The following is a 26,922-nucleotide window of genomic DNA, read 5'->3' on the forward strand; positions in this document are numbered from 1 at the left end:
AGCTCCATAATTTCCATAGTGGTTTTTACCCACTACAGATATTATAGAGCCAAAATAATACATATTTAAAAGAGAAGTTTTAGTAAACTTCTCTTTTTCTTTTTTAAAAATTAAAAAAATAGACAATTTTTTTATAAAAGCCTTTACAAAAAAAATAAAAGTGGTATAATTAATACATAGCCAAATGCAAACGTTTTCGTAAAACGTTTGCCTAAATAAAATAAAGGAGATTTGAATGATGAAAGCTACATTCAAAAATGTCTTGTCTTTCGAATTTTGGCAAAAATTCGGTAAGGCTTTAATGGTGGTTATCGCCGTTATGCCAGCGGCGGGATTGATGATCTCAATCGGTAAATCAATCGTGATGATCGACCCAAACCTTGCTCCTCTAGTGATTACAGGTGGAATCCTTGAGCAAATTGGTTGGGGGGTTATCGGTAACCTTCATATCTTGTTTGCCCTTGCTATTGGGGGAAACTGGGCAAAAGAACGTGCAGGTGGTGCATTTGCAGCCGGACTTGCCTTTATCTTGATTAACCGTATCACAGGTACTATCTTCGGTGTTACAGGTGATATGTTGAAAAACCCTGAAGCAATGGTTACTACTTTCTTTGGTGGTTCAATCAAGGTTGCTGACTACTTTATCAGCGTTCTTGAGGCACCAGCGCTTAACATGGGGGTTTTCGTAGGGATTATCTCTGGTTTTGTTGGAGCAACAGCTTATAACAAATACTACAACTTCCGTAAACTTCCTGATGCCCTTTCATTCTTCAATGGTAAACGTTTCGTACCATTCGTCGTTATTCTTCGTTCAACTATTGCTGCAATTCTACTTGCTGCCTTTTGGCCAGTAGTTCAAACAGGTATCAACAACTTTGGTATTTGGATTGCCAACTCACAAGAAACTGCTCCAGTCCTTGCACCATTCTTGTATGGTACTTTGGAACGTTTGCTCTTGCCATTCGGTCTTCACCACATGTTGACTATCCCAATGAACTACACAGCTCTTGGTGGAACATACGAAGTGTTAACCGGTGCAGCAAAAGGAACACAAGTATTTGGTCAAGATCCACTTTGGCTTGCTTGGGTAACTGACCTTGTTAACCTTAAAGGTTCAAATGCTGACCAATACCAACACCTTCTTACAACAGTCACTCCAGCTCGTTTCAAAGTTGGACAAATGATCGGTTCATTTGGTATCTTGATGGGTGTCATCGTTGCTATCTACCGCAATGTTGATGCTGACAAGAAACACCAATACAAGGGTATGATGATTGCGACAGCCCTTGCAACATTCTTGACAGGGGTTACTGAACCTATCGAGTATATGTTCATGTTCATCGCAACACCGCTTTACCTTGTTTATGCAGTAGTTCAAGGTGCTGCCTTTGCTATGGCAGATATTGTTCACCTTCGTGTCCACTCATTCGGTTCAATTGAATTCTTGACTCGTACACCATTGGCAATTAATGCTGGTATTGGTATGGATATCGTTAACTTTATCTGGGTAACTGTTCTCTTTGCGGTTATCATGTACTTCATTGCCAACTTCATGATTAAGAAATTCAACTACGCAACTCCAGGACGTAACGGAAACTACGAAACAGCTGAAGGAGCATCAGAAGAAGCAGCTCCTGGAACTCCAAAAGTTGCAGCAGTTTCTCAAGCCGTAAACATCATTAACCTTCTTGGTGGTCGTGCAAATATCGTAGATGTGGATGCATGTATGACTCGTCTTCGTGTAACTGTTAAAGATGCAGATCGCGTTGGTACTGAGGAACAATGGAAAGCAGAAGGAGCTATGGGTCTTGTCATGAAAGGACAAGGTGTCCAAGCTATCTACGGACCAAAAGCTGACGTATTGAAATCTGATATCCAAGATATCCTTGACTCAGGTGAAGTAATTCCTGAAACTCTTCCAAGTCAAATGACAGAAACTCAACAAAATACTGTACATTACAAGGGTGTAACTGAGGATGTTTACTCAGTAGCTGACGGTCAAGTTGTTGCCTTGGAACAAGTGGAAGATCCAGTTTTTGCTCAAAAAATGATGGGTGATGGATTTGCGGTAGAACCAACAAATGGTAACATTGTATCTCCAGTTACAGGTACTGTATCAAGTATCTTCCCAACAAAACATGCTCTTGGTCTTGTCACTGACTCAGGTCTTGAAGTGCTTGTTCATATTGGTTTGGATACAGTAAGTCTTGAAGGAAAACCATTTACTGTTCATGTTTCTGAAGGACAAAAAGTGGCTGCTGGTGATCTTCTTGTCACAGCTGACTTGGATGCTATTCGAGAAGCAGGACGCAAAACATCAACAGTGGTTATCTTCACAAATGGTGATGTCCTCAAATCAGTTAAATTAGAACAAACAGGTTCTCTTGCAGCTAAAACAGCAGTTGCTAAAGTAGAATTGTAATATACTTGGGGTTGGAAGCTGTTTTCCAACCTCTTGTTTTAGGAGAAAAGCATGAAATTTCTAACACTCAATACCCACAGTTGGATGGAGAAGGAAGCAGAGGAAAAATTCCAAATCTTACTCCAAAACATTCTCGATAAGGACTATGATTTGATTTGTTTCCAAGAAATCAATCAAGAAATGACTTCGCCTGAGGGAGAGGTTAACAATCACTATCAAGCTTTATCATCAGCAGAACCCATTCATCAGGATCACTATGTCCGACTTCTGGTTGAAAAATTGGCTGAGAAAGGGAAAAACTACTACTGGACTTGGGCTTACAATCATATTGGCTATGACCGCTACCATGAAGGCGTAGCTATCTTATCTAAAACACCTATTAAGGCGCGTGAGATTTTAGTATCAGATGTAGATGATCCAACGGACTACCATACTCGTCGCGTTGCCTTGGCTGAGACAGAGGTTGAAGGTAAGGAACTTGCTCTTGCAAGCGTTCATCTCTCTTGGTGGGATAAAGGTTTCCAAGAAGAATGGGCACGATTTGAGGCTGTACTAAAAGAGTTGAACAAACCTCTGATTTTAGCAGGTGATTTTAATAATCCAGCTGGTCAGGAAGGCAATCAAGCGATTTTAGCTAGCCCATTAGGATTACAAGACGCATTTGAAGTTGCGAAAGAAAGAAGTGGTAGCTATACCGTTCCACCAGAAATTGATGGTTGGAAAGGCAACACTGAACCACTACGAATCGACTACGTCTTTACGACAAAAGAGTTAGAAGTAGAGAGTTTACAAGTAGTTTTTGATGGCCAAAATAGTCCACAAGTCAGTGATCATTATGGTTTGAATGCTGTATTGACCTGGAAATAATGAAAGAGGTTGGAACCAGAGAGTTTCAACCTTTTAATCTATTCGAATCTTTACTACAGGACTGAGACTCAAATGGGGCTACTGCAATAGGACAAAATATGGTATAATTGAAAGGATAGAATCGAGGATAGTATGTCATTTAAGAAATTTCAATTTAAAAATTATATAGTAGAAGCCTTGGAGGAGTTAAAATTTACAACTCCGACAGAGGTACAAGAAAAATTAATCCCTATTGTACTGGCAGGTCGTGATTTGGTGGGCGAGTCGAAAACTGGTTCAGGAAAGACTCATACTTTCTTATTACCAATTTTCCAGCAATTAGATGAAACTAGCGATAGTGTACAAGCGGTCATTACTGCACCAAGTCGTGAGTTGTCCACTCAAATATACCAAGCAGCTCGTCAGATTGCAGCTCACTCAGATGTCGAAGTTCGTGTGGTTAATTATGTAGGTGGTACGGATAAGGCGCGTCAGATTGAAAAACTTGCCAGCAACCAACCACATATCGTTATTGGAACGCCAGGTCGCATCTATGACTTGGTCAAATCTAGTGATTTGGCTATTCACAAGGCCAAGACCTTTGTAGTTGATGAAGCCGATATGACCTTGGATATGGGATTTTTGGAAACCGTTGATAAGATTGCAGGGAGCCTTCCAAAAGACTTGCAATTCATGGTCTTTTCAGCAACTATTCCACAAAAATTGCAACCGTTCTTGAAAAAATACTTGTCAAATCCTGTCATGGAAAAAATCAAGACTAAGACAGTTATCTCAGATACGATCGATAATTGGTTGATTTCGACCAAGGGCCGCGACAAGAATGCTCAAATTTACCAGCTGACTCAGTTGATGCAGCCTTATTTAGCAATGATTTTTGTTAACACAAAAACGCGTGCTGATGAGTTACATGCCTACTTGACTGCTCAAGGCTTGAAGGTGGCAAAGATTCATGGAGATATTGCCCCTCGTGAACGCAAACGGATCATGAATCAGGTGAAAAATCTGGATTTTGAGTACATTGTTGCAACAGACTTGGCAGCGCGTGGAATTGACATTGAAGGGGTCAGCCATGTTATCAATGATGCCATTCCGCAAGACTTGTCTTTCTTTGTTCACCGTGTTGGACGAACTGGGCGCAACGGACTGCCTGGTACAGCGATTACCCTTTACCAGCCTAGTGATGACTCGGATATCCGTGAGTTGGAGAAATTAGGGATCAAGTTTACTCCTAAGATGGTCAAAGACGGAGAGTTTCAAGATACCTATGACCGTGATCGTCGTGCTAATCGTGAAAAGAAGCAGGATAAGCTTGATATTGAAATGATTGGCTTGGTTAAAAAGAAAAAGAAAAAGAAAAAAGTCAAACCTGGCTATAAGAAGAAGATTCAATGGGCGGTGGATGAAAAACGCCGCAAAACCAAGCGTGCTGAAAATCGCGCACGTGGGCGTGCTGAGCGAAAAGCCAAACGTCAAACATTCTAAAAACACAGTAGAATCACCTGATTCTACTGTGTTTTTATTTCCGGAAATATTCAAAGGAGATAATAATTATATATTTTAAATAATTTGATTTATAAAACAGTAATTGCTTTAAAACTTTTTTTAGACCAATATTTTATTGAAATCGTAAGGAAAAAAATTGAAAACTATACAAAATTGTGTTATCATACTATAAAACAATCGGATTATATCATTTGATCCGTGAAAAGAAAAGGGGACTTCTATGGATAAATCATTTATGAAACAACAACGTTTTTCATTCCGTAAAATGAAAGTTGGGTTGGCTTCTGTAGCAATTTTGTTTGCTTTTGCTCAGGTTGGACAAGTGTCTGCAGATGAAACAACAAAACCGGAATCTGCTGCAACTGAAACAGTAAAGAAAACTGAAGCAAGTAAGTCAGCAGTCGAAGCTGCTGTAGCAGAAATAAAAGCCGATGAGGCGAAACCAGTCGTTAACCAATCAGATGCAAAACCTGGAGAGCTTGTTGATGTTTCTAAGAAGGTTTCACCTATTGACGTGAAAGAACGCCAAGAAAGTGATCAAAAGATTCATGAAGAAACTGCAACAGTCGAAGTGACAAAGACAGAAGTGGCACCTGTAAAAAGCGAAGAACTTCCTGCTCCAAAGACTGAAACAACTGAGAGTACAGTGAGCGGCAAAGATGAAGATGGAAATTCTTATACCCAATATGAACGTGTTGATAAAACTACGTCCGTAGAGATGATAAAAGATACAAAAACGATTTCCAAATCAGGATCAGCAGATATCGTATTTGTTGTTGACCGTTCTTTATCAATGAAGAGTAATATTGATACTGTAAGAGATAATGTCAATAAATTTGTCGATAATCTCGCGAATAATGGGGTAGCTGCACGCTTTGGTTTAGCTACATTTAGCGATGAGCTTTATGGCCGCACATATAATTTAACTGATGAAGGTACAATTCTAACTAAGTTTGGTGACTCTTATTTCACATCTAATCCAGACGAACTAAAAAAAGCGCTCGCTGCAATTGAACTTGCTAATGGAGGCGATCCAAAAGAAACGTCGACACCTGCACTCAATCAAATTGTTTCGACATATGATTGGTCAAAATCACCTAAAAATAAAAGGTTTGCTGTCCTATTATCTGATTATCCAATTAAGGAGCATCCGTCAATTCCAACGATTGCAGACACAATTGCAACATTAAATGCAAATGGTATTGAGAGAATTGTAGCAACCTCAAGTCTTTACCAAAAATATTACAAAGGTTTTACTAATGATAATAGAATTTTGGATTTCAGTGAGCAATTTGGAGATACCTTGACTAAAGATGTGGCGTCTTTGATTGTTGAAACTGTGACTGAAGGACACAATTATAAGGTAACGAAAGATAATTACCAATTTTACCTAGAACGTCGTACAACACTACCTGTTGCTCAGACAGGAAGTGCGACTCCAACTACCACAGTTCCAGTAGCTACAGCTTATAAAAAAGAAGTGGCGAAACTCCCTGATACAGGAAGTAATGATACAGCGAACTATGGTATTGTGGGACTTGGCCTCCTAATGGCTGGACTTGGCTTAACTGTAAGCAATAGAAAGTCTAAGGAACAGTAAGCCTAACTGGAAGATTGTTTGTAAGAACATTGTGATAAAAAAATAGGTAGTTTGTAAACAAAGTATGCAGATAAGCATAGGTATGACCTTCTGTATTAAGGAGTACAATCCGAATTTTTATGACGAGAAAAGAGCCATAAGGTTCTTTTTTCGATTTCGAGAAAATACTGCAAAAAAAAAGTAAAAAGTGGTATAATGATAAGGTTATATAGTCCCGATAAGGTGGTAGGTATTCATTACTAGTAGTTTTCCTATCAGTACTTTGTAACTCTATAACAATATTTTTTAAGGGGGGACATTTTTATGTCAGAACGTAAATTATTCACGTCTGAATCTGTATCTGAGGGGCATCCGGATAAGATTGCAGACCAAATTTCAGATGCGATTTTGGATGCTATTTTAGCTAAAGATCCAGATGCGCACGTTGCTGCCGAGACAGCTGTATACACAGGTTCGGTTCATGTTTTTGGTGAAATATCTACACATGCTTATGTAGATATTAACCGAGTGGTTCGTGATACCATTGCAGAGATTGGTTATACCAATACAGAGTATGGTTTTTCTGCGGAGACGGTTGGAGTTCATCCGTCACTTGTTGAGCAGTCACCAGATATCGCCCAAGGTGTTAACGAAGCCTTGGAAGTTCGTGGAAATGCAGATCAAGATCCATTGGACTTGATTGGTGCTGGAGACCAAGGTCTCATGTTTGGGTTTGCAGTGGATGAGACAGAAGAACTCATGCCTTTGCCAATCTCGCTTAGCCACAAGTTGGTTCGTCGTTTGGCAGAACTTCGTAAGTCTGGTGAAATCAGTTACCTTCGTCCAGATGCTAAATCACAAGTTACGGTTGAGTATGATGAAAATGATCGTCCAGTACGTGTGGATACAGTCGTTATTTCAACTCAGCACGACCCAGAAGTTAGCAATGAACAAATTCACAATGATGTGATTAGCAAAGTTATCAAGGAAGTTATTCCAGCTTCTTACTTGGATGAGCAGACAAAATTTTTCATCAATCCAACTGGTCGCTTTGTAATCGGTGGACCTCAAGGGGACTCAGGCTTGACTGGTCGTAAGATCATCGTGGATACCTATGGTGGCTACTCTCGTCATGGTGGAGGTGCCTTCTCTGGTAAGGATGCGACGAAGGTGGACCGTTCAGCCTCTTATGCAGCTCGCTACATTGCCAAGAACATCGTTGCAGCAGGCCTTGCTAAGAAGACAGAAGTGCAATTGGCCTACGCTATCGGGGTAGCGCAACCTGTTTCTGTTCGTATCGATACTTTTGGTACTGGAACGGTAGCTGAAAGCAAGCTTGAAAAAGCAGCGCGTCAAATCTTTGACCTTCGCCCTGCAGGAATTATCCAAATGCTGGATCTCAAACGTCCAATTTACCGTCAAACAGCGGCTTATGGGCACATGGGACGTACAGATATTGACCTTCCATGGGAACGTTTGGACAAGGTAGACGCTTTGAAAGAAGCTGTGAAATAAAAAAGATTGGTAGTATACAACTACCAATCTTTTTTGCAAAAGAAAACCAGCTTTTGGCTGGTCTTCTTATTTTATAGGGATTGAAATCTCAATCAATTTATCTGAATAAAGCGTCTTGATATTGGCTTCATCAATGCTTTCTTTATCGATTTTACGTTTCAAGAAGAAGTCTTGGATGGTTTCGATTTCAGGTTCACGAATAGCTCGGTGTTTGTTGGAAATGAGGATTTCATAGTGAAGCGGGGCTTGCGTGAAAACTACATCTGTGTTTCCAGCAGAATAGACCTCGACAAGAGTTGCGTCTGTGCTTTCTAATTGGCTTTTAACAAGTTGCGAGTGTGAATTAGTCGTGTTGATAAGCTTCATAACAGTTCCTCCGATTTTCTAACTCTATTATAGCACTTTTGGGATAAAATCGTGTATTTTAGCCAATTCCATGCTGGATTTTCCAAGCTTCAATTCCCCATTTATGGCTACCACGTTTGAGCTTTTCAATAGCCTCGTCAATAGGGAACCAAGCAATATGATTAAAATCTTCCAATGGTTTTTGTGCTTCTTTGAAAGAAATAGCTTCATAGAGATACGCTGGATTGTAGTAGTAGGTATCACGGTGGCGAGAGTAGAAATACTCATCAGCTTGCCCATAATAGGTTCCAATTTCAGCTGTAAAGCCAAGTTCTTCGATTAGTTCTCTTTTTAGTGCTTCTTGACGATCTTCGCCTGCTTCAATTTCTCCACCTGGCAAGAACCAAGCACCATTAGGAGCTTGAACTAAGACAATTTGTTTTTTCTCCGCATCCGGAATAACTGCGTACACACCATAGCGGGGCTGGTAGGTCACATTCTCTTTTTTTCACCAAAAGTTGGGTTTGCCATTGCATTTTCCTCATTCTCTAGTATCTTTATTATTATCATAATGGACGAGGGGCAAGCTGTCAAGAATAAACCAACGAACTTGTGCAGAAAAAGCTACTTTGTTTGGATTAATATTTGTCTCGTTAAACTTTCTAGACCTAGTACTATAACTGGTATAATAAAAGAGAGGTGATTTTATGGCAGAATCAAGACTATTTCGTATCCTATATCTATTTTTAGAAAAAGGTAGTACAACGGCTCCTGAATTAGCCCGATTATTTGAAGTATCTGTACGAACGATTTATCGTGATATTGAGCGGTTGAGTATGGCGGGGATTCCTCTATATTCGATACCTGGGAAGTCAGGCGGAATCTTTTTAATGAAGGACTTTGTTCTGGATCGTACTCTCGTATCGGAGGATGAAAAATTAGAACTTCTATCAGCTTTGCAAGGAATTCAAGCCCTGACAAATGACAGGCAAGATCTGTTACTTGAAAAGTTGGAATCTATTTTTCAAGTTTCTACTAGCCCTTGGATAGAAGTAGACTTGACTGACTGGAGGAAGCGAGAAGGTCAAAAAGAATTATTTGATAACATCAAACATGCTATTCTAGAGAAAAGGCAACTGGTGATTACTTATCTAGGTGGGTGTGGTCAGAAAACGATTCGTACAGTCGAACCATTTAAACTCGTATTTAAAAAGAGAGATTGGTACCTTCATGCCTACTGTTGTTTGAAAGAAGAGTGGCGTTTTTTCAAATTGTCTAGAATTAGGAATTATCACCTAACAACTGAAACTGTGAAGCAGAAAAATGTGATGGATTGGGTTGATGGTTCAGATCAAGTGGCATATCAAATCGAAGTTTCCTTGAAGTTTAGTCCCAAGCTTGCTTTCCGGGTTTATGAAGATTTTTCAGAAGATGAGATTAGCTTGGGGAAAGATGGGTGTTATTATGTCAAGACAGTCCTACCAGAGCATGAAAGTCTGTATACTTACCTCCTGTCTTATCTAGATGGGGTAGAAATACTCGCCCCCAATCATCTGAAGAAGGAATTGCTTTCTAGATTAGAAAAAATCCAAAAACTTTACAAACCTTGACAAAAGATGTCGGGGTTTTGGTGCTATACTAGAGATAGAAAGGAGAAGAACCAAATGAAATACGAATGGAGAAAAGAAGCAAAAGATCTTTATCAAGTGAAAGCTAGGCCCAGCATCCTGCAGGTATCAGGTCAATCCTATATCGTGATCGATGGTAAAGGTGATCCAAATCAAGAAGATTTTTCAGAACGCGTAGGGGCCTTGTATGCATTGGCCTATTCGATAAAGATGAAGTATGAAAAAGAACCTTTGGATGAGGTTTACACTGATTTTACTGTATTTCCTTTAGAAGGTGTATGGAAAAAGGAGAAGGAGGGAGAACTGGTAAAAAGTGAGCTTTCTTATAGTATTATGATTGGGCAACCCGATTTTATTAAGCGAGAACTATTTGAGGTAGCTCTGAACGAGGTCAAAATCAAGAAGCCAAATATTCTCTATGAAGCTATTCGTTTTGAAATGATAGAAGAAGGCCAAAGCCTTGCTATGCTTCATGTAGGACCTTTTGATACTGAAAATGAGACTTTTGAAGAGATGGAGCATTTTTGTCAACTTCATAAACTCAAAAGAACTTCGGAAGTCCACCGAGAAATTTATCTCACTAATCTTCATCGAACGGAGCCAAGCAAATTAAAAACAATTCTTCGTTATCAAGTTCAAGAAGAGAATTAAAAAAAGAACAGGAAATCTTGTTTCCTGTTCTTTTTATGAGGTTTATTCTTCTATTTCAGAAGCAATCTCTTCTGTTTTCTCAGTTTTTTTGGCAGATTTGATTTGAATATTGCCATTGCTTGTCATGACTGCCTTGAGGTCTTTTTCACTTGGGTTCTCAAGGTAGTAGTCAGTGATGGCATCCTCGATATGGTCTTGAATAGTACGGCGGAGTGGGCGTGCTCCCATTTTTGGATCATAACCTAAGTCAACCAACTTTTCCTTGACCTTGTCTGTCACATCGAGGTGGATATTGTTGCTAGAGAGGCGTTTATTGACATCCGCTAGCATGAGTTCGACGATTTGGAGAAGGTTGTCCTTGCTGAGAGGTTTAAATTCGATGATGCCATCAAAACGGTTCATAAATTCAGGGCTAAAGAAGTTACCGAGTTCACCGAGAACAGAGTTGGTACGTCCTTCACGAGCAGCTCCAAAACCAACGCTGGCTTCGGCCTTACCAGTACCCGCATTTGAGGTCATGATAATGATAGCATCCTTAAAGCTAACTGTACGCCCTTGCCCATCTGTCAAACGACCATCGTCCAAGACTTGAAGGAACATGTGCATCACATCTGGATGGGCTTTTTCAACTTCATCGAGAAGGATGAGTGAGTAAGGATTGCGACGAACTTTTTCCGTTAACTGACCAGCTTCATCATAGCCAACATAACCTGGAGGGGCACCGACTAATTTAGCTACACTGTGTTTTTCCATGTATTCACTCATATCAAAGCGAATCATGCTGTCAGCAGAACCAAAGAGCTCAATGGCTAGTTGTTTAGAGAGTTCTGTCTTACCGACACCAGTTGGTCCGACAAAGAGGAAACTTCCGATTGGGCGGTTAGGGGTTCCAAGTCCAACACGATTACGACGGATGGCCTTGGCAATCTTATCGACAGCTTCATCTTGACCAATGACATGAGCTTTGAGGTCGTCTGCTAGATGGATAAGCTGAGACTGTTCTTTTTCTTTGAGTTCTCCGACAGGAATATTGGTTTTCTGCTCAATGATATGTTCAATAGTTTTCTCGCTGATGATTGGAGTATCCTGATCGGTCACCTTGTTTTTCTGCATTTCCTTATACTTGGCAATCTGATCGCGGAAATAAGCAGCCTTTTCAAAGTCTTCCTTTCGAGTAGCTTGAGCCTTGAGATTTTCAGCCTCAATCAAGCGCTGATCAATCACTTTAGGGTCAACAAAATTCAGCGTTAGATTCATCTTTGAACCAGCTTCGTCCAACAGGTCAATAGCCTTGTCTGGCAAGAAGCGATCTTGGATGTAGCGGTTGGAAAGATTTGCAGCAGCTTCGATGGCAGCATCAGTATACTTGACGTGATGGTAGTCTTCGTATTTCTTTTGAACACCTTTAAGGATGATAATGGTTTCTTCGACAGTTGGTTCATCTACCTTGACAGGCTGCATACGGCGCTCTAGAGCAGCATCTTTTTCAATGATGCGGTATTCATTGAGAGTAGTGGCTCCGACCAGTTGCAATTCACCACGGGCAAGGGCAGGTTTCAGGATATTGCCAGCATCCATATTGCCATCACCTGCTGACCCTGCACCAACAATTTCATGAATTTCGTCGATAAAGAGGATGATGTCCTCGCGTTTGCGAATTTCTTCCATGAGTTTTTGCATACGTTCCTCAAATTGGCCTCGGATCCCTGTTCCTTGAACTAGGCTAACCACATCCAGACGGATGACCTGCTTGCCTTGGAGTTTATGGGGAACATCGCCATCGACAATCTTCTGAGCTAGACCTTCAACAACGGCTGTTTTACCAACACCTGGTTCTCCGATAAGGACAGGGTTGTTCTTGGTTCGACGGTTGAGGATTTCGATAACGCGGATAATCTCCTCATCTCGACCGATAACAGGGTCAATATCTCCCCGACGAGCAATCTCAGTAATATTGATACCATATTCCTCAAGGAGTCCTCTTTCTTGGCTAGGAGGTGTTTGAAGTGGGCCGCGGTTTTGAGGACCATAACCACCGTTTCCTCCGTATCCCCCACCAGATTGAGTTGGAGGGACGTTATTAGAAGAAGGTTTGAAATTGTTCAAATCATTGAAAAAATCGCCAAACGGATCAAAGTCATGATTATTTAAGTCAGTCATTCCTTTAAAGAGGGTATTATTTGGATCTGTTTTGATAATTTTATAGCAATTTTGACAGAGATCAATTTGCTTTTGCTGTCCATTGATATTGGTATACAGATGAATTGTTGAGTCGTTAATTTTACAGTTTTGACAGAGCATACATCTACCTCATTTCATTCTTATTCTTGGTCTAAGAAAAAGGTCAAGAATAGTCAAAGTTTTATACTCTCATTATAGCATGATTAAGGTGTAAAGCAAGTAAAAAGATTGGGAAGTGGTCGTTTTTAAAAGAAGGATTTATGGAGAATCCAGCGACATTGAAGGTAAGAAAAAATCCCATTTGTGGTGACAAAAAGGATTCTCATTCATCGGGCCTTTCTGCCCGTTGTTTTTATATTAGTAAAGGAGTTCGTAGATCTCCATTGCAATCAAATCAATGCTATCAAAGGTATAAGTTTCACGAGCTTCTACATCGCGAAGGGTGAAGAGTGATCCGTTTTCTTCGTCGTGGCTGTATGCAACTTCTGCGACAACAACACCTTCACGTTCAAAATTACGTTTTAGATTTCCACCATCTTTTGTCATTGCTTCTAGGCGGTTAATGATTCTAACCAAATGTGATTCCATTTTGATTCTCCTCCATTTCTTATCGTTTCTATTTTACCATAAACAAGAGGTAGTTGACTAGAAAAAAACTGTGATTTCTCTCTATTTCTCTATTCTATCAAGTTAATTGTTAAAATTAGGGGAAAAAGGATTGCATTTTAATTCAATTCATGTTATAATAATACAACCCAATACATAGAAAGTTGATTGAATATGAATTTTTCTTTTTTACCAAAGTATTTACCATATTTTAACTATGGTGCTCTGATTACCGTATTGATTTCTATCCTTGTTGTCTGCTTAGGGACCATTATAGGTGTGTTACTGGCCTTTGCCCAACGTTCACGCTTTAAACCGCTCGTTTGGTTTGCAAATGTGTATGTTTGGATCTTCCGTGGGACGCCGATGATGGTTCAAATAATGATTGCCTTTGCTCTTATGCATATCAATGCTCCGACTATCCAAGTGGGAATTTTAGGAGTTGATCTTTCTCGTTTGATTCCTGGTATTCTGATTATTTCTATGAACAGTGGAGCTTACGTTTCAGAAACTGTTCGTGCGGGGATCAATGCGGTTCCTAAAGGGCAGTTAGAGGCCGCTTACTCTCTTGGTATTCGTCCGAAAAATGCTATACGTTATGTCATTTTGCCACAAGCTATCAAAAATATTCTTCCAGCTCTGGGAAATGAATTTATCACCATTATCAAGGATAGTTCCCTCTTGTCGGCGATTGGGGTGATGGAGTTGTGGAATGGTGCAACGACAGTAGCAACAACAACTTATTTACCGTTGACTCCCCTTTTATTTGCAGCCTTTTACTATTTGATTATGACCTCTGTTTTGACAGTGGCGTTGAAAGCATTTGAAAAACATATTGGACAAGGAGACAAGAAATAATGACAGAAACCTTGATTAGAATTGAAGAACTACATAAGTCTTTTGGGAAAAATGAAGTTTTAAAAGGCATCAACCTTGAGATTAAACGAGGAGAAGTTGTGGTCATTATCGGTCCGTCAGGGAGCGGGAAATCAACCCTCCTTCGTTCGATGAATCTCCTTGAAGAAGCAAGTAAAGGCAAGGCTATCTTTGAAGGAGTCGATATTACGGATAAGAAAAATGACCTTTTTGCTATGCGTGAAAAGATGGGTATGGTATTCCAACAATTCAACCTCTTTCCCAATATGACAGTGATGGAAAATATCACTTTGTCACCAATTAAAACCAAAGGTGAAAGCAAGGAAGTTGCGGAGAAAAGAGCACAGGAACTGTTAGAAAAAGTTGGCTTGCCAGACAAGGCGACGGCTTATCCACAGAGTTTGTCAGGTGGTCAGCAACAACGGATTGCCATTGCACGTGGACTTGCTATGGAACCAGATGTTTTGCTCTTTGATGAGCCGACTTCAGCCCTAGACCCTGAGATGGTTGGAGAAGTTCTAGCTGTTATGCAAGACCTCGCTAAATCAGGGATGACCATGGTGATTGTGACTCATGAAATGGGCTTTGCGCGTGAGGTAGCAGACCGTGTTATCTTTATGGCGGATGGGGTTGTTGTCGAAGATGGAACGCCTGAGGAGATTTTCGATCAAACAAAAGAAGAACGGACCAAGGAATTTTTGAGTAAGGTTTTGTAAGACCTTATTTTTAGAAGAAATGGAGTAGGCATCATGGCTTCCAGTAAAGAATATTTAGATTTTATTCTCGAACAGCTATCAGAGCTAGAGGAGATGAGTTATCGTCCAATGATGGGAGAATATATTCTTTATTATCGTGGGAAGATTATTGGGGGAATCTATGATAATCGTCTGTTACTGAAGCCTGTGAAGCTGGTCATGGATCAACTGGGACAGACTAGGCTTGAACGTCCTTATGAAGGGGCTAAGGAGATGATTTTGATAGAAGACATTGAAGATAAGTCATTTCTAACGAGATTAATTAAGGATATGTATGAAGTCTTACCGGCTCCAAAAGTCAAAAAGAAAGCATGACAGATTTACCTAGTATAAATAGGCATAAAAGCTCGACAAGGGCTTTTTCTTATAGTTTTTGACTATAAGGTCCATTAGGCAAGAAGTGTTAGAATGGCGAGTTATTTTTTGATATAATAGAGGATATTTGATAGAAAAGAGAAGAGATATGGCACAGATTATTGATGGGAAGGCTCTTGCGGCTAAGTTACAAGGACAGTTGGCTGAGAAGACGGCTAAACTAAAAGAAGAAACAGGTCTAGTTCCAGGATTGGTAGTGATTTTGGTGGGGGACAATCCTGGCAGCCAAGTCTACGTTCGCAATAAGGAACGGTCAGCTCTCGCTGCTGGCTTCCGTAGTGAAGTAAAGCGAGTTCCAGAGACTATTACCCAAGCGGAATTGTTAGACTTGATTGCCAAATACAATCAAGATCCAGCTTGGCATGGGATTTTGGTCCAGTTACCTTTACCCAAACATATCGATGAAGAGGCAGTTTTATTAGCCATTGACCCCGAAAAAGACGTGGATGGTTTCCATCCCCTAAACATGGGTCGCCTCTGGTCTGGTCATCCAGTTATGATTCCTTCGACACCTGCAGGAATTATGGAAATGTTTCATGAATATGGGATTGATCTAGAAGGTAAAAATGCGGTTGTTATCGGTCGCTCAAATATCGTTGGGAAACCAATGGCTCAGCTTCTTTTGGCTAAGAATGCGACTGTGACTTTGACCCACTCACGCACCCATCATCTTGCCAAGGTGGCTGCTAAGGCGGATATTCTTGTGGTTGCAATCGGTCGTGCTAAGTTTGTGACAGCTGACTTTGTCAAACCAGGAGCGGTTGTCATTGACGTTGGGATGAACCGAGATGAAAATGGCAAGCTTTGTGGAGATGTTGATTATGATGCTGTTGCACCACTTGCTAGCCACATCACACCTGTGCCGGGTGGAGTTGGTCCTATGACGATTACCATGCTAATGGAGCAAACCTATCAGGCAGCGCTTCGAACACTAAACAAGGACTAGGAAGATGAAATTCGTATTTGACCTAGATGGAACGCTATCTTTTGACTATATGACCATAGATGAAGAGATTAAGCAGGTTCTTTTAAAGGCTGAAGATTATGGGCATGAGCTTGTGTTTGCCTCAGCCCGCTCTTATCGGGATTGCTTGGGTTTATTAGGTTCTGAACTCAGTCAGCGCTTGGTCATAGGGTTGAATGGTGGCGTAGCCTATCATCTAGGGAAGGCTATCTTCGAAAGGAATCTCGATGCTAGAGTTTATCATGCGCTAGTGGATTATTGCCAGACCTACAATCTCCCTTTTTTGCAGATGATTGCTTTGACTATAGCGGTCAGATTGTAGAGAAGATTCCATTTATTTCCAGTGTGGATCCCCTAAAGGTGGCTCGTCATCAGAAACTTGAGGACTTAGGGACTCCGATTAAGGTAGTCGTTTATATGGGTGACCATGAGAATTTGCTTGATGATCTGCTTGGTCAGCTAGAAAGAATAGGACAGGCTCATCTGTCTTATCATGCGCATGAAAAGTGCCTTTATGTTAATCCCTTGGATACTCATAAGGCGACAACTGTTGAAAAGTTATGTGGGGAGAACTTCATCGCTTTTGGAAATGACCAAAACGATATTGAACTGTTTAAAACGTCGATCTATTCAGTCCAGATAGGAGATTTTGCTGGTCTTACTCCATATGCAGATGACACGTTAGAGATAAAAGGAGCTCCTTCTCCAGCAGTTGCTGCTAAAATCTTACAGACCTTTGCGGAATTTAAGGGAAAATAGTGTAGAAGGAGGATAAAGCCTCCTTTTTTAGTATAATGGAGTGAGAGGAAAAAACGATGAAAGTGATTGATCAAGATTTATTAGAAAAAGTCATTATTGAACGTTGTCGTCACAGCAATAAGGGAGATTACGGTCGCCTGCTCTTGCTTGGTGAGACCTATCCTTATGGGGGAGCTATCATCATGTCAGCTATTGCAGCTGTCAAAGGTGGGGCAGGTTTGGTGACTGTTGGCACGGATAAGGAGAATATTCCGGCTCTGCACAGTCATTTACCGGAGGCCATGGCATTTTCTCTTCAAGACCAGCAATTGTTAAAAGAACAGTTGGAAAAGGCAGAAGTTGTCTTGTTAGGTCCGGGTTTGCGAGAGGATGCATTCGGAGAAGAACTCGTAAAACGGGTCTGTGACAGCCTTAGAAAAGACCAGATTTTGATTGTAGACGGCGGTGCTTTGGGCATCCTAGCAAAAGCTCATTTGACATTCCCATCTAGTCAGCTCATCCTAACCCCCCACCAAAAGGAATGGGAAAGACTGTCTGGTATAGTTCTGGACGATCAAAATACAGAGACGACTGCTAGGGCTCTTTCAGCTTTTCCTCAAGAAACGATTCTTATCGAGAAGGGTCCTGCGACTCGTATCTGGCAAGCAGGCAAACCTGAATACTATCAACTGGAGGTTGGAGGCCCCTATCAAGCAACTGGTGGAATGGGAGATACTCTGGCTGGGATGATTGCAGGATTTACAGGTCAGTTTCACCAAGTCAGCCTCTATGAAAGAGTGGTGGTAGCGACTTACCTTCATTCAGTTATCGCGCAAGAACTAGCTCAAGAAAACTACCTTGTCTTGCCAACAGAAATTAGCAAGCTACTCCCAAAAACAATGAAAAAAATATCTCAAAAAGGCAGCTAATATCTTAGTTGTCTTTTTATGTTGATGTAACTATGCTGATAAGGTTTTCAAATACCTCAGAATCAGGAATCAACTGCTGAACTTGCGTGAAATTCTCACTTTTGAGGTCTGGGTTTTTACTCAAACTCACAAGGAAAGTGAGATTGTTATCAAAGTTGAGGGGTGTCAAATCATGCTTTTTTTGATATAATTTTTAATGATGAATGCGAGAAATGATCGGTATGTGGTCGTTGATTTAGAGGCGACCAGCACCGGAAGCAAGGCAAAAATTATTCAAGTAGGCATTGTGGTGATTGAGAATGGTGAAATCATTGATCAGTATGCGACTGATGTCAATCCTCACGAACCCTTGGATTCTCATATCAAAGAATTAACGGGTCTGACCGATCAGCGTTTGGCTGCGGCACCAGAGTTTTCTCAGGTGGCCGGAAAAATTTTTGAATTGGTTAAGGACGGTATTTTTGTTGCGCATAATGTACAGTTTGATGCCAACCTTCTTGCAGAATTTCTCTTTTTTGAAGGATATGAATTGCGCACACCTCGGGTGGATACAGTTGAGCTTGCCCAAGTTCTGTATCCTCAGTTTGAAAAGTATAACTTAGGTATCCTTTGTCAAGAGTTGGGCATTGAGCTGGAACATGCCCATACTGCCCTGTCAGATGCTCAAGCAACAGCTGAACTCTTGCTTTACATGCGTCAAAAACTTTTTGAGCTACCTAAAGGGCTCTTAGAAAGCTTGTTAAACCTTGCAGACAACCTTCTCTATGAAAGTTATCTGGTGATTGAGGAGGTCTATCAGCAACAATCTCTCTTATCTTCGCCAGACTTGATGGAGCTTCATGGGCTTTTCCTCAGAAAGGAAAGCAAAGCCTTAGTCCCACGAAAGTTATCCAAAGACTTTGCTAAAAACATTTCTTTATTGGGGCTGGAGGAGCGTCCACAACAGCTGGAATTTGCGGAGAAGATTGAGCAATTATTGGAAGAACACCAGGCATCCTTTATCCAAGCTCAAACGGGACTGGGCAAGACTTATGGTTATCTCCTCCCTGCTTTGAACTTGGAGAGTCAAGCAGGTATCCTAGTGAGTGTTCCGACCAAAATTCTTCAAAATCAAATCATGCAAGAAGAAGGTCAGCGCTTAAAAGAGGTCTTCCATCTGGAGATTCATAGTCTCAAGGGGCCTCAAAATTACTTGAAATTGGATGCTTTTCACCAAGTCCTCCATCGACCGGAGTCCAATCGCCTCTTCACACGCTTTAAAATGCAACTGCTCATCTGGCTAACGGAGACAGATACTGGTGATTTGGACGAAATCGGGCAACTTTATCGCTATCAGCACTTTCTGCCGGAACTAGTCCACGATGGTAAGCTTTCAAAGAAAAGTTTATTTGCTACGGAGGATTTTTGGAAACGAGGGCAGGAAAAGGCCAAGACCAGTCGTGTTCTTCTGACCAATCATGCCTATCTGGTCACTCGTTTGGAAGACAATCCAGAGTTTGTCGACAACCGTTTGGTAATTTTGGATGAAGCTCAAAAAATGCTGCTAGCTCTCGAAAATCTAGCCCAGCAGGCTTATCGCCTTGAGGATCTTGTAACTCAAATTGAAGAGTCCTTAGAGTCAGTGGAGGATTTGGTTCAGAAACGCTTGCTTGAGAGTATTGGCTTTGAATGTCGTTACTTGATGGAGCACTATCAGTCAGGTCTTAAGGATGGAAAGTGGTTGGATTCTCTCGAACAGTTGCGCCAACATTTTTCGGAGCTAGCTCTTCCAGAGTATAAAGAAATTGCAAACTTTTTCACGTCGGATCGTGAATTTTGGCTTGCTGCAACTGAGAAGTTGATCAAGGATGTCTTGGTTTGTTCAAGCAAAAAAGGCCGCTTTATACTAGCAGATTTATTGCCAGAAGATTGTACGCTCCTAGGAGTATCTGCCACTCTTGAAATCAGCAATCGGGTTTCCCTAGCAGATTTATTGGGATTTTCAGATGCTCCGCTTGTTAGACTTGATGTAGCAAAACAGGAGCAACAAGAAGTCTTTCTAGTCAATGACTTTCCTCTTGTGACAGAAGTTTCGCCTTTTGACTATGCTAGTGAAGTGGCTTCTGTCATTCGAAGCTTACAAGCCTTTCAAGAACCCTTATTGGTCTTGTTTACCTCAAAAGAAATGTTGCTGGCAGTTTCGGACCTGCTCGACCAACCGCATCTAGCTCAGTATAAAAATGGGGAACCAAGCCAACTGAAAAAACGTTTTGAAAAAGGTGAGCGCCAGATCTTGCTCGGAACAGGTAGTTTCTGGGAAGGAGTTGATTTTTCAACCCATCCTTGCGTGATTCAAGTGATTCCGAGATTGCCTTTCCAAAATCCCCAAGAACCTTTAACCAAAAAATTAAACCAGGAACTGCGCCAAGAAGGGAAAAATCCTTTCTATGATTATCAGTTGCCGATGGCGATCATTCGACTAAAACAAGCCCTGGGCCGTACTGTTAGACGATCTAATCAAGGTTCGGTTGCTGTAATCTTAGACAGTCGTGTCGTCAGCAAGCGTTACGGCAAACAAATCGCTCAGGCCTTGTCAAAAGAAAGGGCTGTTCAGGTTCTTTCTAGAGAACAGCTAGAGCCTGCTGTAGCTGATTTTCTCCAATCCCGTCGCAATAGAATGAAAGAAAAATCCAAGAAAGAGAAAAGGTAAAAAATATGAAACGTTCCTTCGACTCTCGAGTCGATTATAGCCTCCTCCTACCAGTGTTTTGTTTACTGGTGATTGGAGTAGTGGCCATTTATATAGCAGTTAGTCATGACTATCCCAATAATGTACTTCCAATTCTAGGTCAGCAAATCGCTTGGATTGCCTTGGGTCTTGTCATTGGATTTGTGGTCATGTTCTTTAATACCGAGTTTTTATGGAAGGTGACTCCCTATCTTTATGGTCTAGGGCTAGCTTTGATGGTCCTACCTCTTGTTTTCTACAATCCAAATCTTGTAGCGTCAACAGGTGCCAAGAACTGGGTATCGATTGGTGGAACGACACTTTTCCAGCCATCGGAGTTCATGAAGATTTCCTATATCTTGATGTTGGCTCGAGCCATTGTAAGATTCACTCAAAAACACAAGGAATGGCGACGAACTATTCCCTTGGATTTTCTATTGATTGGTTGGATGATCGCCTTTACCATACCAGTCTTGATCCTCTTAGCCCTACAAAGTGACTTAGGGACTGCCTTGGTCTTTGTAGCTATTTTTTCCGGTATGGTTCTCCTTTCAGGTGTTTCGTGGAAGATTATCATTCCTGTTTTTGCGACAGGAGTGACTGCAGTTGCAGGTTTTATGGCCATCTTTATAAGCAAGGATGGACGTGCCTTCTTGCATCAGATTGGAATGCCAACCTACCAGATCAACCGCATCTTGGCTTGGCTCAATCCCTTTGACTTTGCGCAAACCACGACTTATCAACAGGCGCAGGGACAAATTGCGATTGGAAGTGGTGGCTTGTTTGGACAAGGTTTTAATGTGTCCAATCTCCTCATTCCAGTACGCGAAAGTGATATGATTTTCACCGTAATTGCAGAAGACTTTGGCTTTATTGGTTCAGTCTTTGTGGTTGCCCTGTACTTGCTTCTTATTTATCGGATGTTGAAGATTACACTTAAGTCAAACAACCAGTTTTACACCTATATTTCGACTGGTTTTATCATGATGTTGCTCTTCCATATCTTTGAAAATATCGGTGCCGTGACAGGCTTACTTCCTTTGACAGGGATTCCTCTGCCATTTATTTCTCAAGGGGGATCCGCAATTATTAGCAACCTCATTGGTGTCGGTCTCCTCTTATCTATGAGTTACCAGACCAACCTAGCGGAGGAGAAAAGTGGAAAAGTTCCATTCAAACGAAAGAAAGTCGTCCTAAAACAAATCAAATAAGGAGGCCACTATGGCAAAAGTAGCAGTTATTTTAGCCCAGAGTTTTGAAGAAATTGAAGCCTTGACAGTAGTTGATGTCTTGCGTCGAGCAAACATTTCATGTGATATGGTAGGATTTGAAGAGCAGGTGACAGGATCACATAGCATTCAGGTAAAAGCCGACCGTATCTTTGATGGTGATTTGTCCGACTATGACTTAGTAGTTCTTCCAGGTGGCATGCCAGGCTCAGCTCACCTACGGGATAATCCAGCCCTCATTTCTGAGATTAAAGCCTTTGACCAAGCTGGAAAGAAAATTGCAGCCATCTGTGCAGCTCCAATCGCCCTCCATCAAGCAGGTATCCTGAAAGACAAGCACTTCACCTGTTATGACGGTGTTCAGGAGAACATCAGTGATGGAATTTATCAAAAGCAAACAGTGGTTGTGGATGGCAATCTAACAACTAGCCGAGGACCGTCAACCGCACTTGCCTTTGCCTATGAGTTGGTAGAGCAATTGGGAGGAGATGCTGAAAGTTTACGAGACGGCATGCTCTATCGGGATGTCTTTGGAAATTAACAGTAAGACGAGAGTTCGGCTCTCGTTTTTTACTTGGAAAAATCTAGGAAATCATCGCTTTTTTCATAAAAAAATGGTATAATGAAGGGTATGAAATATCACGACTACATATGGGATTTAGGTGGTACCCTATTGGATAATTATGAGACTTCTACAGCAGCTTTTGTAGAAACCTTAGCCCAATACGGAATAGAGCAAGAACACGACTGTGTCTACGAAGCCTTGAAGGTTTCGACAGCTTTTGCTATCAAAAAGTTTGCACCAGATATCGAGGGGTTTTTAGAGAACTACAAAGAAAATGAAGCGCGTGAGCTAGAACATCCAGTTTTGTTTGAGGGAATTCCGGAATTACTCAAAGACATTTCGGACAAGGGTGGCCGCCATTTCTTAGTTTCTCATCGAAATGACCAAGTGCTAGAACTTCTTGCTAAGACCCAGATAGCGAACTACTTCACCGAGGTTGTGACTGCCAGTTCTGGCTTTAAACGGAAACCAGATCCTGAGTCCATGATTTATTTACGTGATAAATATCATATTACATCTGGTTTGGTCATTGGTGACAGAAATATTGATGTAGAAGCAGGTAAAGCTGCTGGCTTAGATGCTTATCTTTTTAATAACGTTGCGACATTGAGACAAGCAATAGACATGTAAGAAAAGGGAAAAAATGACAGAAGAAATCAAAAACCAACAGGCACAGGATTATGATGCCAGTCAAATTCAAGTTTTGGAGGGACTTGAAGCTGTTCGTATGCGTCCAGGTATGTATATTGGATCGACTTCAAAAGAAGGTCTTCACCATCTAGTATGGGAAATCGTTGACAACTCAATTGACGAAGCCCTAGCTGGATTTGCTAGTCACATCCAAGTCTTTATAGAGCCTGATAATTCCATCACTGTTGTGGATGATGGGCGTGGAATTCCTGTTGATATTCAGGGAAAAACAGGACGTCCCGCTGTTGAGACCGTTTTTACAGTCCTTCACGCTGGAGGAAAATTCGGCGGTGGCGGATACAAGGTTTCAGGTGGATTGCACGGTGTAGGTTCATCAGTAGTAAATGCCCTCTCAACTCAACTAGATGTTTATGTTCATAAAAACGGTAAGATTCATTACCAAGAATACCGTCGTGGTCATGTTGTTGCTGATCTTGAGGTGGTTGGAGATACGGATAAAACGGGAACAACAGTTCACTTCACACCAGATCCAGAGATTTTTACAGAAACAACAACTTTTGACTTTGAAAAATTAAACAAACGTATTCAAGAACTAGCCTTTTTGAACCGAGGTCTTCAAATCTCCATCACAGATAAGCGTGAAGGTCTCGAACAGACTAAACATTACCACTATGAGGGTGGGATTGCTAGCTATGTTGAATATATCAACGAGAACAAGGATGTGATCTTTGATACACCAATCTACACAGACGGTGAGATGGATGATATCACAGTTGAAGTAGCCATGCAGTACACAACTGGTTACCACGAAAACGTCATGAGTTTCGCCAATAACATTCACACCCATGAAGGTGGTACGCATGAGCAAGGTTTCCGTACAGCGCTGACACGTGTTATCAATGACTATGCTCGCAAAAATAAGCTACTAAAAGACAATGAAGACAACCTAACAGGGGAAGATGTCCGTGAAGGCTTGACTGCAGTTATCTCAGTTAAGCATCCAAATCCGCAGTTTGAAGGACAAACCAAGACCAAACTGGGGAATAGTGAAGTAGTCAAGATTACCAATCGCCTCTTCAGCGATGCCTTCTCTGATTTCCTCATGGAAAATCCACAAATCGCCAAGCGTATCGTGGAAAAAGGAATCTTGGCTGCCAAGGCTCGTGTAGCTGCCAAGCGTGCGCGTGAAGTCACACGCAAGAAATCTGGCTTAGAAATTTCCAATTTGCCAGGAAAACTAGCAGACTGTTCTTCTAACAACCCTGCTGAAACTGAACTATTCATCGTCGAAGGAGACTCAGCTGGTGGATCAGCCAAATCTGGTCGTAACCGTGAGTTTCAGGCTATCCTTCCAATTCGTGGTAAGATCTTGAACGTTGAAAAAGCTAGCATGGATAAAATCCTTGCCAACGAAGAAATTCGAAGCCTTTTCACAGCCATGGGAACAGGATTTGGTGCAGAATTTGATGTCACTAAGGCTCGTTACCAAAAACTCGTTTTGATGACCGATGCCGATGTTGATGGAGCCCACATTCGAACACTCCTGCTAACCTTGATTTATCGCTATATGAAACCAATCTTAGAGGCTGGTTATGTCTACATTGCCCAACCACCGATTTATGGGGTTAAAGTTGGAAGTGAGATTAAAGAATATATTCAACCTGGTGCAGATCAAGAAATTAAACTCCAAGAAGCCTTAGCACGTCACAGTGAAGGGCGTTCAAAACCAACCATCCAACGTTATAAAGGTTTGGGAGAAATGGATGACCACCAATTGTGGGAAACAACCATGGATCCTGAACATCGCTTGATGGCGCGTGTTTCGGTAGATGATGCTGCCGAAGCAGATAAAATCTTTGATATGTTGATGGGAGATCGAGTAGAACCTCGTCGCGAATTTATCGAAGAAAATGCTGTTTACAGTACACTTGACGTCTAAAAAATGTGGGAAATAGTTCCCTTGGTTTAAAAAATATGATATAATCATTACGATTGTTTCTAGTATAAAAGGAGTTTGATATGTCTAATGGACAACTAATTTATCTAATGGTTGCGATTGCAGTCATTCTGATCTTAGCTTATGTAACAGCTATCTTTTTACGTAAGCGTAATGTAAGCAGATTAACGGCCCTTGAAGAAAGAAAAGAAGAACTCTACAACCTTCCTGTAAATGATGAGGTTGAAGCCGTTAAAAACATGCACTTGATTGGTCAAAGTCAGGTGACCTTCCGTGAATGGAATCAAAAATGGGTTGATTTATCTCTAAACTCATTTGCTGATATTGAGAATCATCTTTTTGAAGCTGAAAGCTACAACAATTCTTTCCGTTTCTTTAAGGCAACACACAAACTTGATCAAATTGAGAGCCAAATCGGCTTGATTGAAGATGATATTGCAGCTATTCGCAATGCCCTTTCTGAACTTGAAAAACAAGAATCTAAGAATAGTGGCCGTGTCCTTCATGCTTTGGACTTGTTTGAATCCCTTCAACGTACCGTTGCAGAAGATTCGGAGAAATATGGTAAGGCCCTTCCTGAGATTGAGAAACAATTGGAAAACATCCAATCTGAATTCTCTCAATTTGTTACCCTAAATTCATCAGGTGACCCGGTTGAAGCGGCAGCAATTCTTGATTCAACTGAAAATCATATTCTCGCTTTGACACACATCGTTGAGCGAATTCCAGCTCTTGTTGAAACCTTGACAAAGGAATTGCCAGAGCAATTGGCAGATTTGGAAGAAGGTTATCGCAAGCTGTTGGATGCCAACTACCACTTTACAGAAACAGATATCGAGTCTCGTTTCCAACTTTTGCATGAATCTTTGAAAAATAATCAAGAAAATATTCGTCAGTTGGAATTGGACAATGCAGAGTATGAAAATAATCGCATCCAAGAAGAAATCAACGCACTTTATGATATCTTCACTCGTGAAATTGCAGCTCAAAAAGTAGTTGAAAGTCTTCTTTCGACATTACCAACTTATCTCAACCACTTGAAAGAAAATAATCAGGTGCTTGTTCAAGATCTTGAACGCTTGACTAAAACCTACCTTCTTCCTGAAAGTGATGGTAATCATGTTCGTCGTCTTCAAGCAGAATTGGCTGCACTTGATACGGCAATCATGGAAGTGACAGAGGATCAAGGTGAGTCAACACAAGCCTACTCTGCTCTTGAAGAACAGTTGGAAATGCTTCAAAGCAACCTCAAGGATATAGAGGATGAGCAAATCTCTGTTAGCGAACGACTTGCGCAAATTGAAAAAGACGACCTCAATGCTCGCCAAAAAGCAAATGTCTATGTGAACCGTTTGCATACTATCAAACGTTACATGGAGAAGAGAAACTTGCCAGGTATTCCTCAAAGTTTCTTGAAACTTTTCTTTACTGCAAGTCATAACACAGAAGATCTGATGGCAGAGTTAGAACAACCACAAGTGAATATTGAATCGGTTAAACGAATTCTTGAAATTGTAACAAATGATATGGAAGCACTTGAAACAGAAACCTATGATATCGTTCAATATGCAACCTTGACGGAGCAACTCTTGCAATACTCAAACCGTTACCGTTCATTCGATGAGCGTATCCAAGAGGCTTTCAACGAAGCGCTTGAAATTTTTGAAAAAGAGTTTGACTACCAGGCATCATTTGAGAAAATTTCACAAGCCTTGGAAGTTGCTGAACCGGGGGTTACAAACCGTTTTGTAACTTCATATGAGAAAACACGTGAAGCGATTCGTTTTTAAAAATAGAAGCTTAGAAGATTTCTAAGCTTTTTTATTTTCGGCTCTATAATATCTGTAGTGGGTAAAAACCACTATGGAAATTATGGAGC

21 protein-coding genes and 2 pseudogenes are annotated in these 26,922 nt (G+C 41.1%); 19 read left to right on the forward strand and 4 right to left on the reverse strand.

The features are described from left to right. The first annotated feature begins 235 nt into the window (after positions 1 to 235). The 5 genes from Q4A91_RS06345 (at position 236) to metK (ending at position 7,886) form a co-directional block, all read left to right on the forward strand. Entirely contained in the window at positions 236 to 2,422 is a 2,187-nt protein-coding gene (locus Q4A91_RS06345; protein WP_303211345.1) for a PTS transporter subunit IIBC, read from the forward strand. 51 nt (positions 2,423 to 2,473) lie between these two features. Beyond that, positions 2,474 to 3,289 (forward strand): endonuclease/exonuclease/phosphatase family protein, encoded by an 816-nt coding sequence (locus Q4A91_RS06350; RefSeq protein ID WP_303211346.1) that lies wholly within the window; start codon positions 2,474 to 2,476, stop codon positions 3,287 to 3,289. A 132-nt stretch (positions 3,290 to 3,421) separates the two neighbouring features. Continuing rightward, entirely contained in the window at positions 3,422 to 4,771 is a 1,350-nt protein-coding gene (locus Q4A91_RS06355; protein ID WP_303211348.1) for a DEAD/DEAH box helicase, read from the forward strand. 241 nt (positions 4,772 to 5,012) lie between these two features. Further along, positions 5,013 to 6,392 (forward strand): VWA domain-containing protein, encoded by a 1,380-nt coding sequence (locus tag Q4A91_RS06360; RefSeq protein ID WP_303211350.1) that lies wholly within the window; start codon positions 5,013 to 5,015, stop codon positions 6,390 to 6,392. Between the two features lie 303 nt (positions 6,393 to 6,695). Further along, on the forward strand, positions 6,696 to 7,886 hold the full coding sequence (metK, locus tag Q4A91_RS06365) for a methionine adenosyltransferase (protein WP_303211351.1): 1,191 nt from the start codon (positions 6,696 to 6,698) through the stop codon (positions 7,884 to 7,886). A gap of 66 nt (positions 7,887 to 7,952) precedes the next feature. Here metK and Q4A91_RS06370 read toward each other — a convergent pair whose 3' ends face one another. After that, on the reverse strand, positions 7,953 to 8,252 hold the full coding sequence (locus Q4A91_RS06370; RefSeq protein WP_000767203.1) for a DUF1827 family protein: 300 nt from the start codon (positions 8,250 to 8,252) through the stop codon (positions 7,953 to 7,955). A gap of 58 nt (positions 8,253 to 8,310) precedes the next feature. Then, positions 8,311 to 8,762, reverse strand: a pseudogene (locus Q4A91_RS06375) (NUDIX hydrolase). Positions 8,763 to 8,938: 176 nt separating this feature from the next. Here Q4A91_RS06375 and Q4A91_RS06380 point away from each other — a divergent pair. Further along, on the forward strand, positions 8,939 to 9,841 hold the full coding sequence (locus tag Q4A91_RS06380; protein WP_303211354.1) for a YafY family protein: 903 nt from the start codon (positions 8,939 to 8,941) through the stop codon (positions 9,839 to 9,841). Between the two features lie 54 nt (positions 9,842 to 9,895). Further along, positions 9,896 to 10,510 (forward strand): GyrI-like domain-containing protein, encoded by a 615-nt coding sequence (locus tag Q4A91_RS06385; RefSeq protein WP_303211356.1) that lies wholly within the window; start codon positions 9,896 to 9,898, stop codon positions 10,508 to 10,510. A gap of 42 nt (positions 10,511 to 10,552) precedes the next feature. Here the strand turns inward: Q4A91_RS06385 and Q4A91_RS06390 are convergent, their stop codons facing one another. Together Q4A91_RS06390 and Q4A91_RS06395 are read right to left on the reverse strand one after the other, a co-directional pair. Next, positions 10,553 to 12,811 (reverse strand): ATP-dependent Clp protease ATP-binding subunit, encoded by a 2,259-nt coding sequence (locus Q4A91_RS06390; RefSeq protein WP_303211357.1) that lies wholly within the window; start codon positions 12,809 to 12,811, stop codon positions 10,553 to 10,555. A 237-nt stretch (positions 12,812 to 13,048) separates the two neighbouring features. Further along, on the reverse strand, positions 13,049 to 13,279 hold the full coding sequence (locus Q4A91_RS06395) for a DUF1797 family protein (RefSeq protein WP_000443577.1): 231 nt from the start codon (positions 13,277 to 13,279) through the stop codon (positions 13,049 to 13,051). 192 nt (positions 13,280 to 13,471) lie between these two features. On the opposite strand from Q4A91_RS06395, the gene Q4A91_RS06400 reads away from it, so the two are divergent. The 12 genes and pseudogenes from Q4A91_RS06400 to ezrA all read left to right on the forward strand — a co-directional run bounded on the left by Q4A91_RS06400 (position 13,472) and on the right by ezrA (position 26,833). After that, positions 13,472 to 14,155 (forward strand): amino acid ABC transporter permease, encoded by a 684-nt coding sequence (locus tag Q4A91_RS06400; RefSeq protein WP_303211360.1) that lies wholly within the window; start codon positions 13,472 to 13,474, stop codon positions 14,153 to 14,155. After that, positions 14,155 to 14,889, forward strand: a complete 735-nt coding sequence (locus Q4A91_RS06405) for an amino acid ABC transporter ATP-binding protein (RefSeq protein ID WP_303211362.1) — start codon at positions 14,155 to 14,157, stop codon at positions 14,887 to 14,889. The genes Q4A91_RS06400 and Q4A91_RS06405 overlap by 1 nt, the downstream gene beginning before the upstream one ends. A 33-nt stretch (positions 14,890 to 14,922) precedes the next feature. Beyond that, positions 14,923 to 15,243 carry a TfoX/Sxy family protein gene (locus Q4A91_RS06410; RefSeq protein ID WP_303211364.1) on the forward strand — a complete coding sequence of 107 codons (321 nt, stop codon included), beginning with the start codon at positions 14,923 to 14,925 and terminating at the stop codon, positions 15,241 to 15,243. 148 nt (positions 15,244 to 15,391) lie between these two features. After that, on the forward strand, positions 15,392 to 16,249 hold the full coding sequence (locus Q4A91_RS06415) for a bifunctional methylenetetrahydrofolate dehydrogenase/methenyltetrahydrofolate cyclohydrolase (RefSeq protein WP_303211366.1): 858 nt from the start codon (positions 15,392 to 15,394) through the stop codon (positions 16,247 to 16,249). Between the two features lie 4 nt (positions 16,250 to 16,253). Continuing rightward, positions 16,254 to 17,026 (forward strand): annotated as a pseudogene (locus tag Q4A91_RS06420) (HAD hydrolase family protein). 56 nt (positions 17,027 to 17,082) lie between these two features. Then, on the forward strand, positions 17,083 to 17,934 hold the full coding sequence (locus Q4A91_RS06425; RefSeq protein ID WP_303211367.1) for an NAD(P)H-hydrate dehydratase: 852 nt from the start codon (positions 17,083 to 17,085) through the stop codon (positions 17,932 to 17,934). 196 nt (positions 17,935 to 18,130) lie between these two features. Then, positions 18,131 to 20,623 carry a bifunctional DnaQ family exonuclease/ATP-dependent helicase gene (locus Q4A91_RS06430; RefSeq protein WP_303211369.1) on the forward strand — a complete coding sequence of 831 codons (2,493 nt, stop codon included), beginning with the start codon at positions 18,131 to 18,133 and terminating at the stop codon, positions 20,621 to 20,623. Between the two features lie 5 nt (positions 20,624 to 20,628). Next, positions 20,629 to 21,852, forward strand: a complete 1,224-nt coding sequence (locus Q4A91_RS06435) for an FtsW/RodA/SpoVE family cell cycle protein (protein ID WP_303211371.1) — start codon at positions 20,629 to 20,631, stop codon at positions 21,850 to 21,852. A 10-nt stretch (positions 21,853 to 21,862) separates the two neighbouring features. Then, on the forward strand, positions 21,863 to 22,411 hold the full coding sequence (locus Q4A91_RS06440) for a DJ-1 family glyoxalase III (RefSeq protein ID WP_303211372.1): 549 nt from the start codon (positions 21,863 to 21,865) through the stop codon (positions 22,409 to 22,411). Between the two features lie 90 nt (positions 22,412 to 22,501). Next, on the forward strand, positions 22,502 to 23,065 hold the full coding sequence (locus tag Q4A91_RS06445; RefSeq protein WP_303211377.1) for an HAD-IA family hydrolase: 564 nt from the start codon (positions 22,502 to 22,504) through the stop codon (positions 23,063 to 23,065). 13 nt (positions 23,066 to 23,078) lie between these two features. Beyond that, positions 23,079 to 25,025 (forward strand): DNA topoisomerase (ATP-hydrolyzing) subunit B, encoded by a 1,947-nt coding sequence (gene gyrB, locus Q4A91_RS06450; protein WP_303211373.1) that lies wholly within the window; start codon positions 23,079 to 23,081, stop codon positions 25,023 to 25,025. Between the two features lie 80 nt (positions 25,026 to 25,105). Beyond that, positions 25,106 to 26,833: a septation ring formation regulator EzrA gene (ezrA, locus tag Q4A91_RS06455; RefSeq protein ID WP_303211375.1), complete on the forward strand. Its 1,728-nt coding sequence runs from the start codon at positions 25,106 to 25,108 to the stop codon at positions 26,831 to 26,833. The last annotated feature ends 89 nt before the right edge of the window (positions 26,834 to 26,922 follow it).

The organism is Streptococcus sp., from assembly GCF_030528045.1.
GTDB lineage: Bacteria > Bacillota > Bacilli > Lactobacillales > Streptococcaceae > Streptococcus.

Excerpts from the sequence above, each read along its gene's own strand:
- Q4A91_RS06425 (WP_303211367.1), top strand. The coding sequence starts at position 17,083 with ATGAAAGTGATTGATCAAGATTTATTAGAAAAAGTCATTATTGAACGT.
- metK (WP_303211351.1), top strand. The coding sequence starts at position 6,696 with ATGTCAGAACGTAAATTATTCACGTCTGAATCTGTATCTGAGGGGCAT.
- Q4A91_RS06435 (WP_303211371.1), top strand. The coding sequence starts at position 20,629 with ATGAAACGTTCCTTCGACTCTCGAGTCGATTATAGCCTCCTCCTACCA.
- Q4A91_RS06345 (WP_303211345.1), top strand. The coding sequence starts at position 236 with ATGATGAAAGCTACATTCAAAAATGTCTTGTCTTTCGAATTTTGGCAA.
- Q4A91_RS06430 (WP_303211369.1), top strand. The coding sequence starts at position 18,131 with ATGATGAATGCGAGAAATGATCGGTATGTGGTCGTTGATTTAGAGGCG.
- Q4A91_RS06355 (WP_303211348.1), top strand. The coding sequence starts at position 3,422 with ATGTCATTTAAGAAATTTCAATTTAAAAATTATATAGTAGAAGCCTTG.
- gyrB (WP_303211373.1), top strand. The coding sequence starts at position 23,079 with ATGACAGAAGAAATCAAAAACCAACAGGCACAGGATTATGATGCCAGT.
- Q4A91_RS06440 (WP_303211372.1), top strand. The coding sequence starts at position 21,863 with ATGGCAAAAGTAGCAGTTATTTTAGCCCAGAGTTTTGAAGAAATTGAA.
- Q4A91_RS06360 (WP_303211350.1), top strand. The coding sequence starts at position 5,013 with ATGGATAAATCATTTATGAAACAACAACGTTTTTCATTCCGTAAAATG.
- Q4A91_RS06415 (WP_303211366.1), top strand. The coding sequence starts at position 15,392 with ATGGCACAGATTATTGATGGGAAGGCTCTTGCGGCTAAGTTACAAGGA.
- Q4A91_RS06380 (WP_303211354.1), top strand. The coding sequence starts at position 8,939 with ATGGCAGAATCAAGACTATTTCGTATCCTATATCTATTTTTAGAAAAA.
- Q4A91_RS06350 (WP_303211346.1), top strand. The coding sequence starts at position 2,474 with ATGAAATTTCTAACACTCAATACCCACAGTTGGATGGAGAAGGAAGCA.
- Q4A91_RS06390 (WP_303211357.1), bottom strand. The coding sequence starts at position 12,811 with ATGCTCTGTCAAAACTGTAAAATTAACGACTCAACAATTCATCTGTAT.
- Q4A91_RS06395 (WP_000443577.1), bottom strand. The coding sequence starts at position 13,279 with ATGGAATCACATTTGGTTAGAATCATTAACCGCCTAGAAGCAATGACA.
- Q4A91_RS06400 (WP_303211360.1), top strand. The coding sequence starts at position 13,472 with ATGAATTTTTCTTTTTTACCAAAGTATTTACCATATTTTAACTATGGT.
- Q4A91_RS06405 (WP_303211362.1), top strand. The coding sequence starts at position 14,155 with ATGACAGAAACCTTGATTAGAATTGAAGAACTACATAAGTCTTTTGGG.
- Q4A91_RS06445 (WP_303211377.1), top strand. The coding sequence starts at position 22,502 with ATGAAATATCACGACTACATATGGGATTTAGGTGGTACCCTATTGGAT.
- Q4A91_RS06385 (WP_303211356.1), top strand. The coding sequence starts at position 9,896 with ATGAAATACGAATGGAGAAAAGAAGCAAAAGATCTTTATCAAGTGAAA.
- Q4A91_RS06370 (WP_000767203.1), bottom strand. The coding sequence starts at position 8,252 with ATGAAGCTTATCAACACGACTAATTCACACTCGCAACTTGTTAAAAGC.
- ezrA (WP_303211375.1), top strand. The coding sequence starts at position 25,106 with ATGTCTAATGGACAACTAATTTATCTAATGGTTGCGATTGCAGTCATT.
- Q4A91_RS06410 (WP_303211364.1), top strand. The coding sequence starts at position 14,923 with ATGGCTTCCAGTAAAGAATATTTAGATTTTATTCTCGAACAGCTATCA.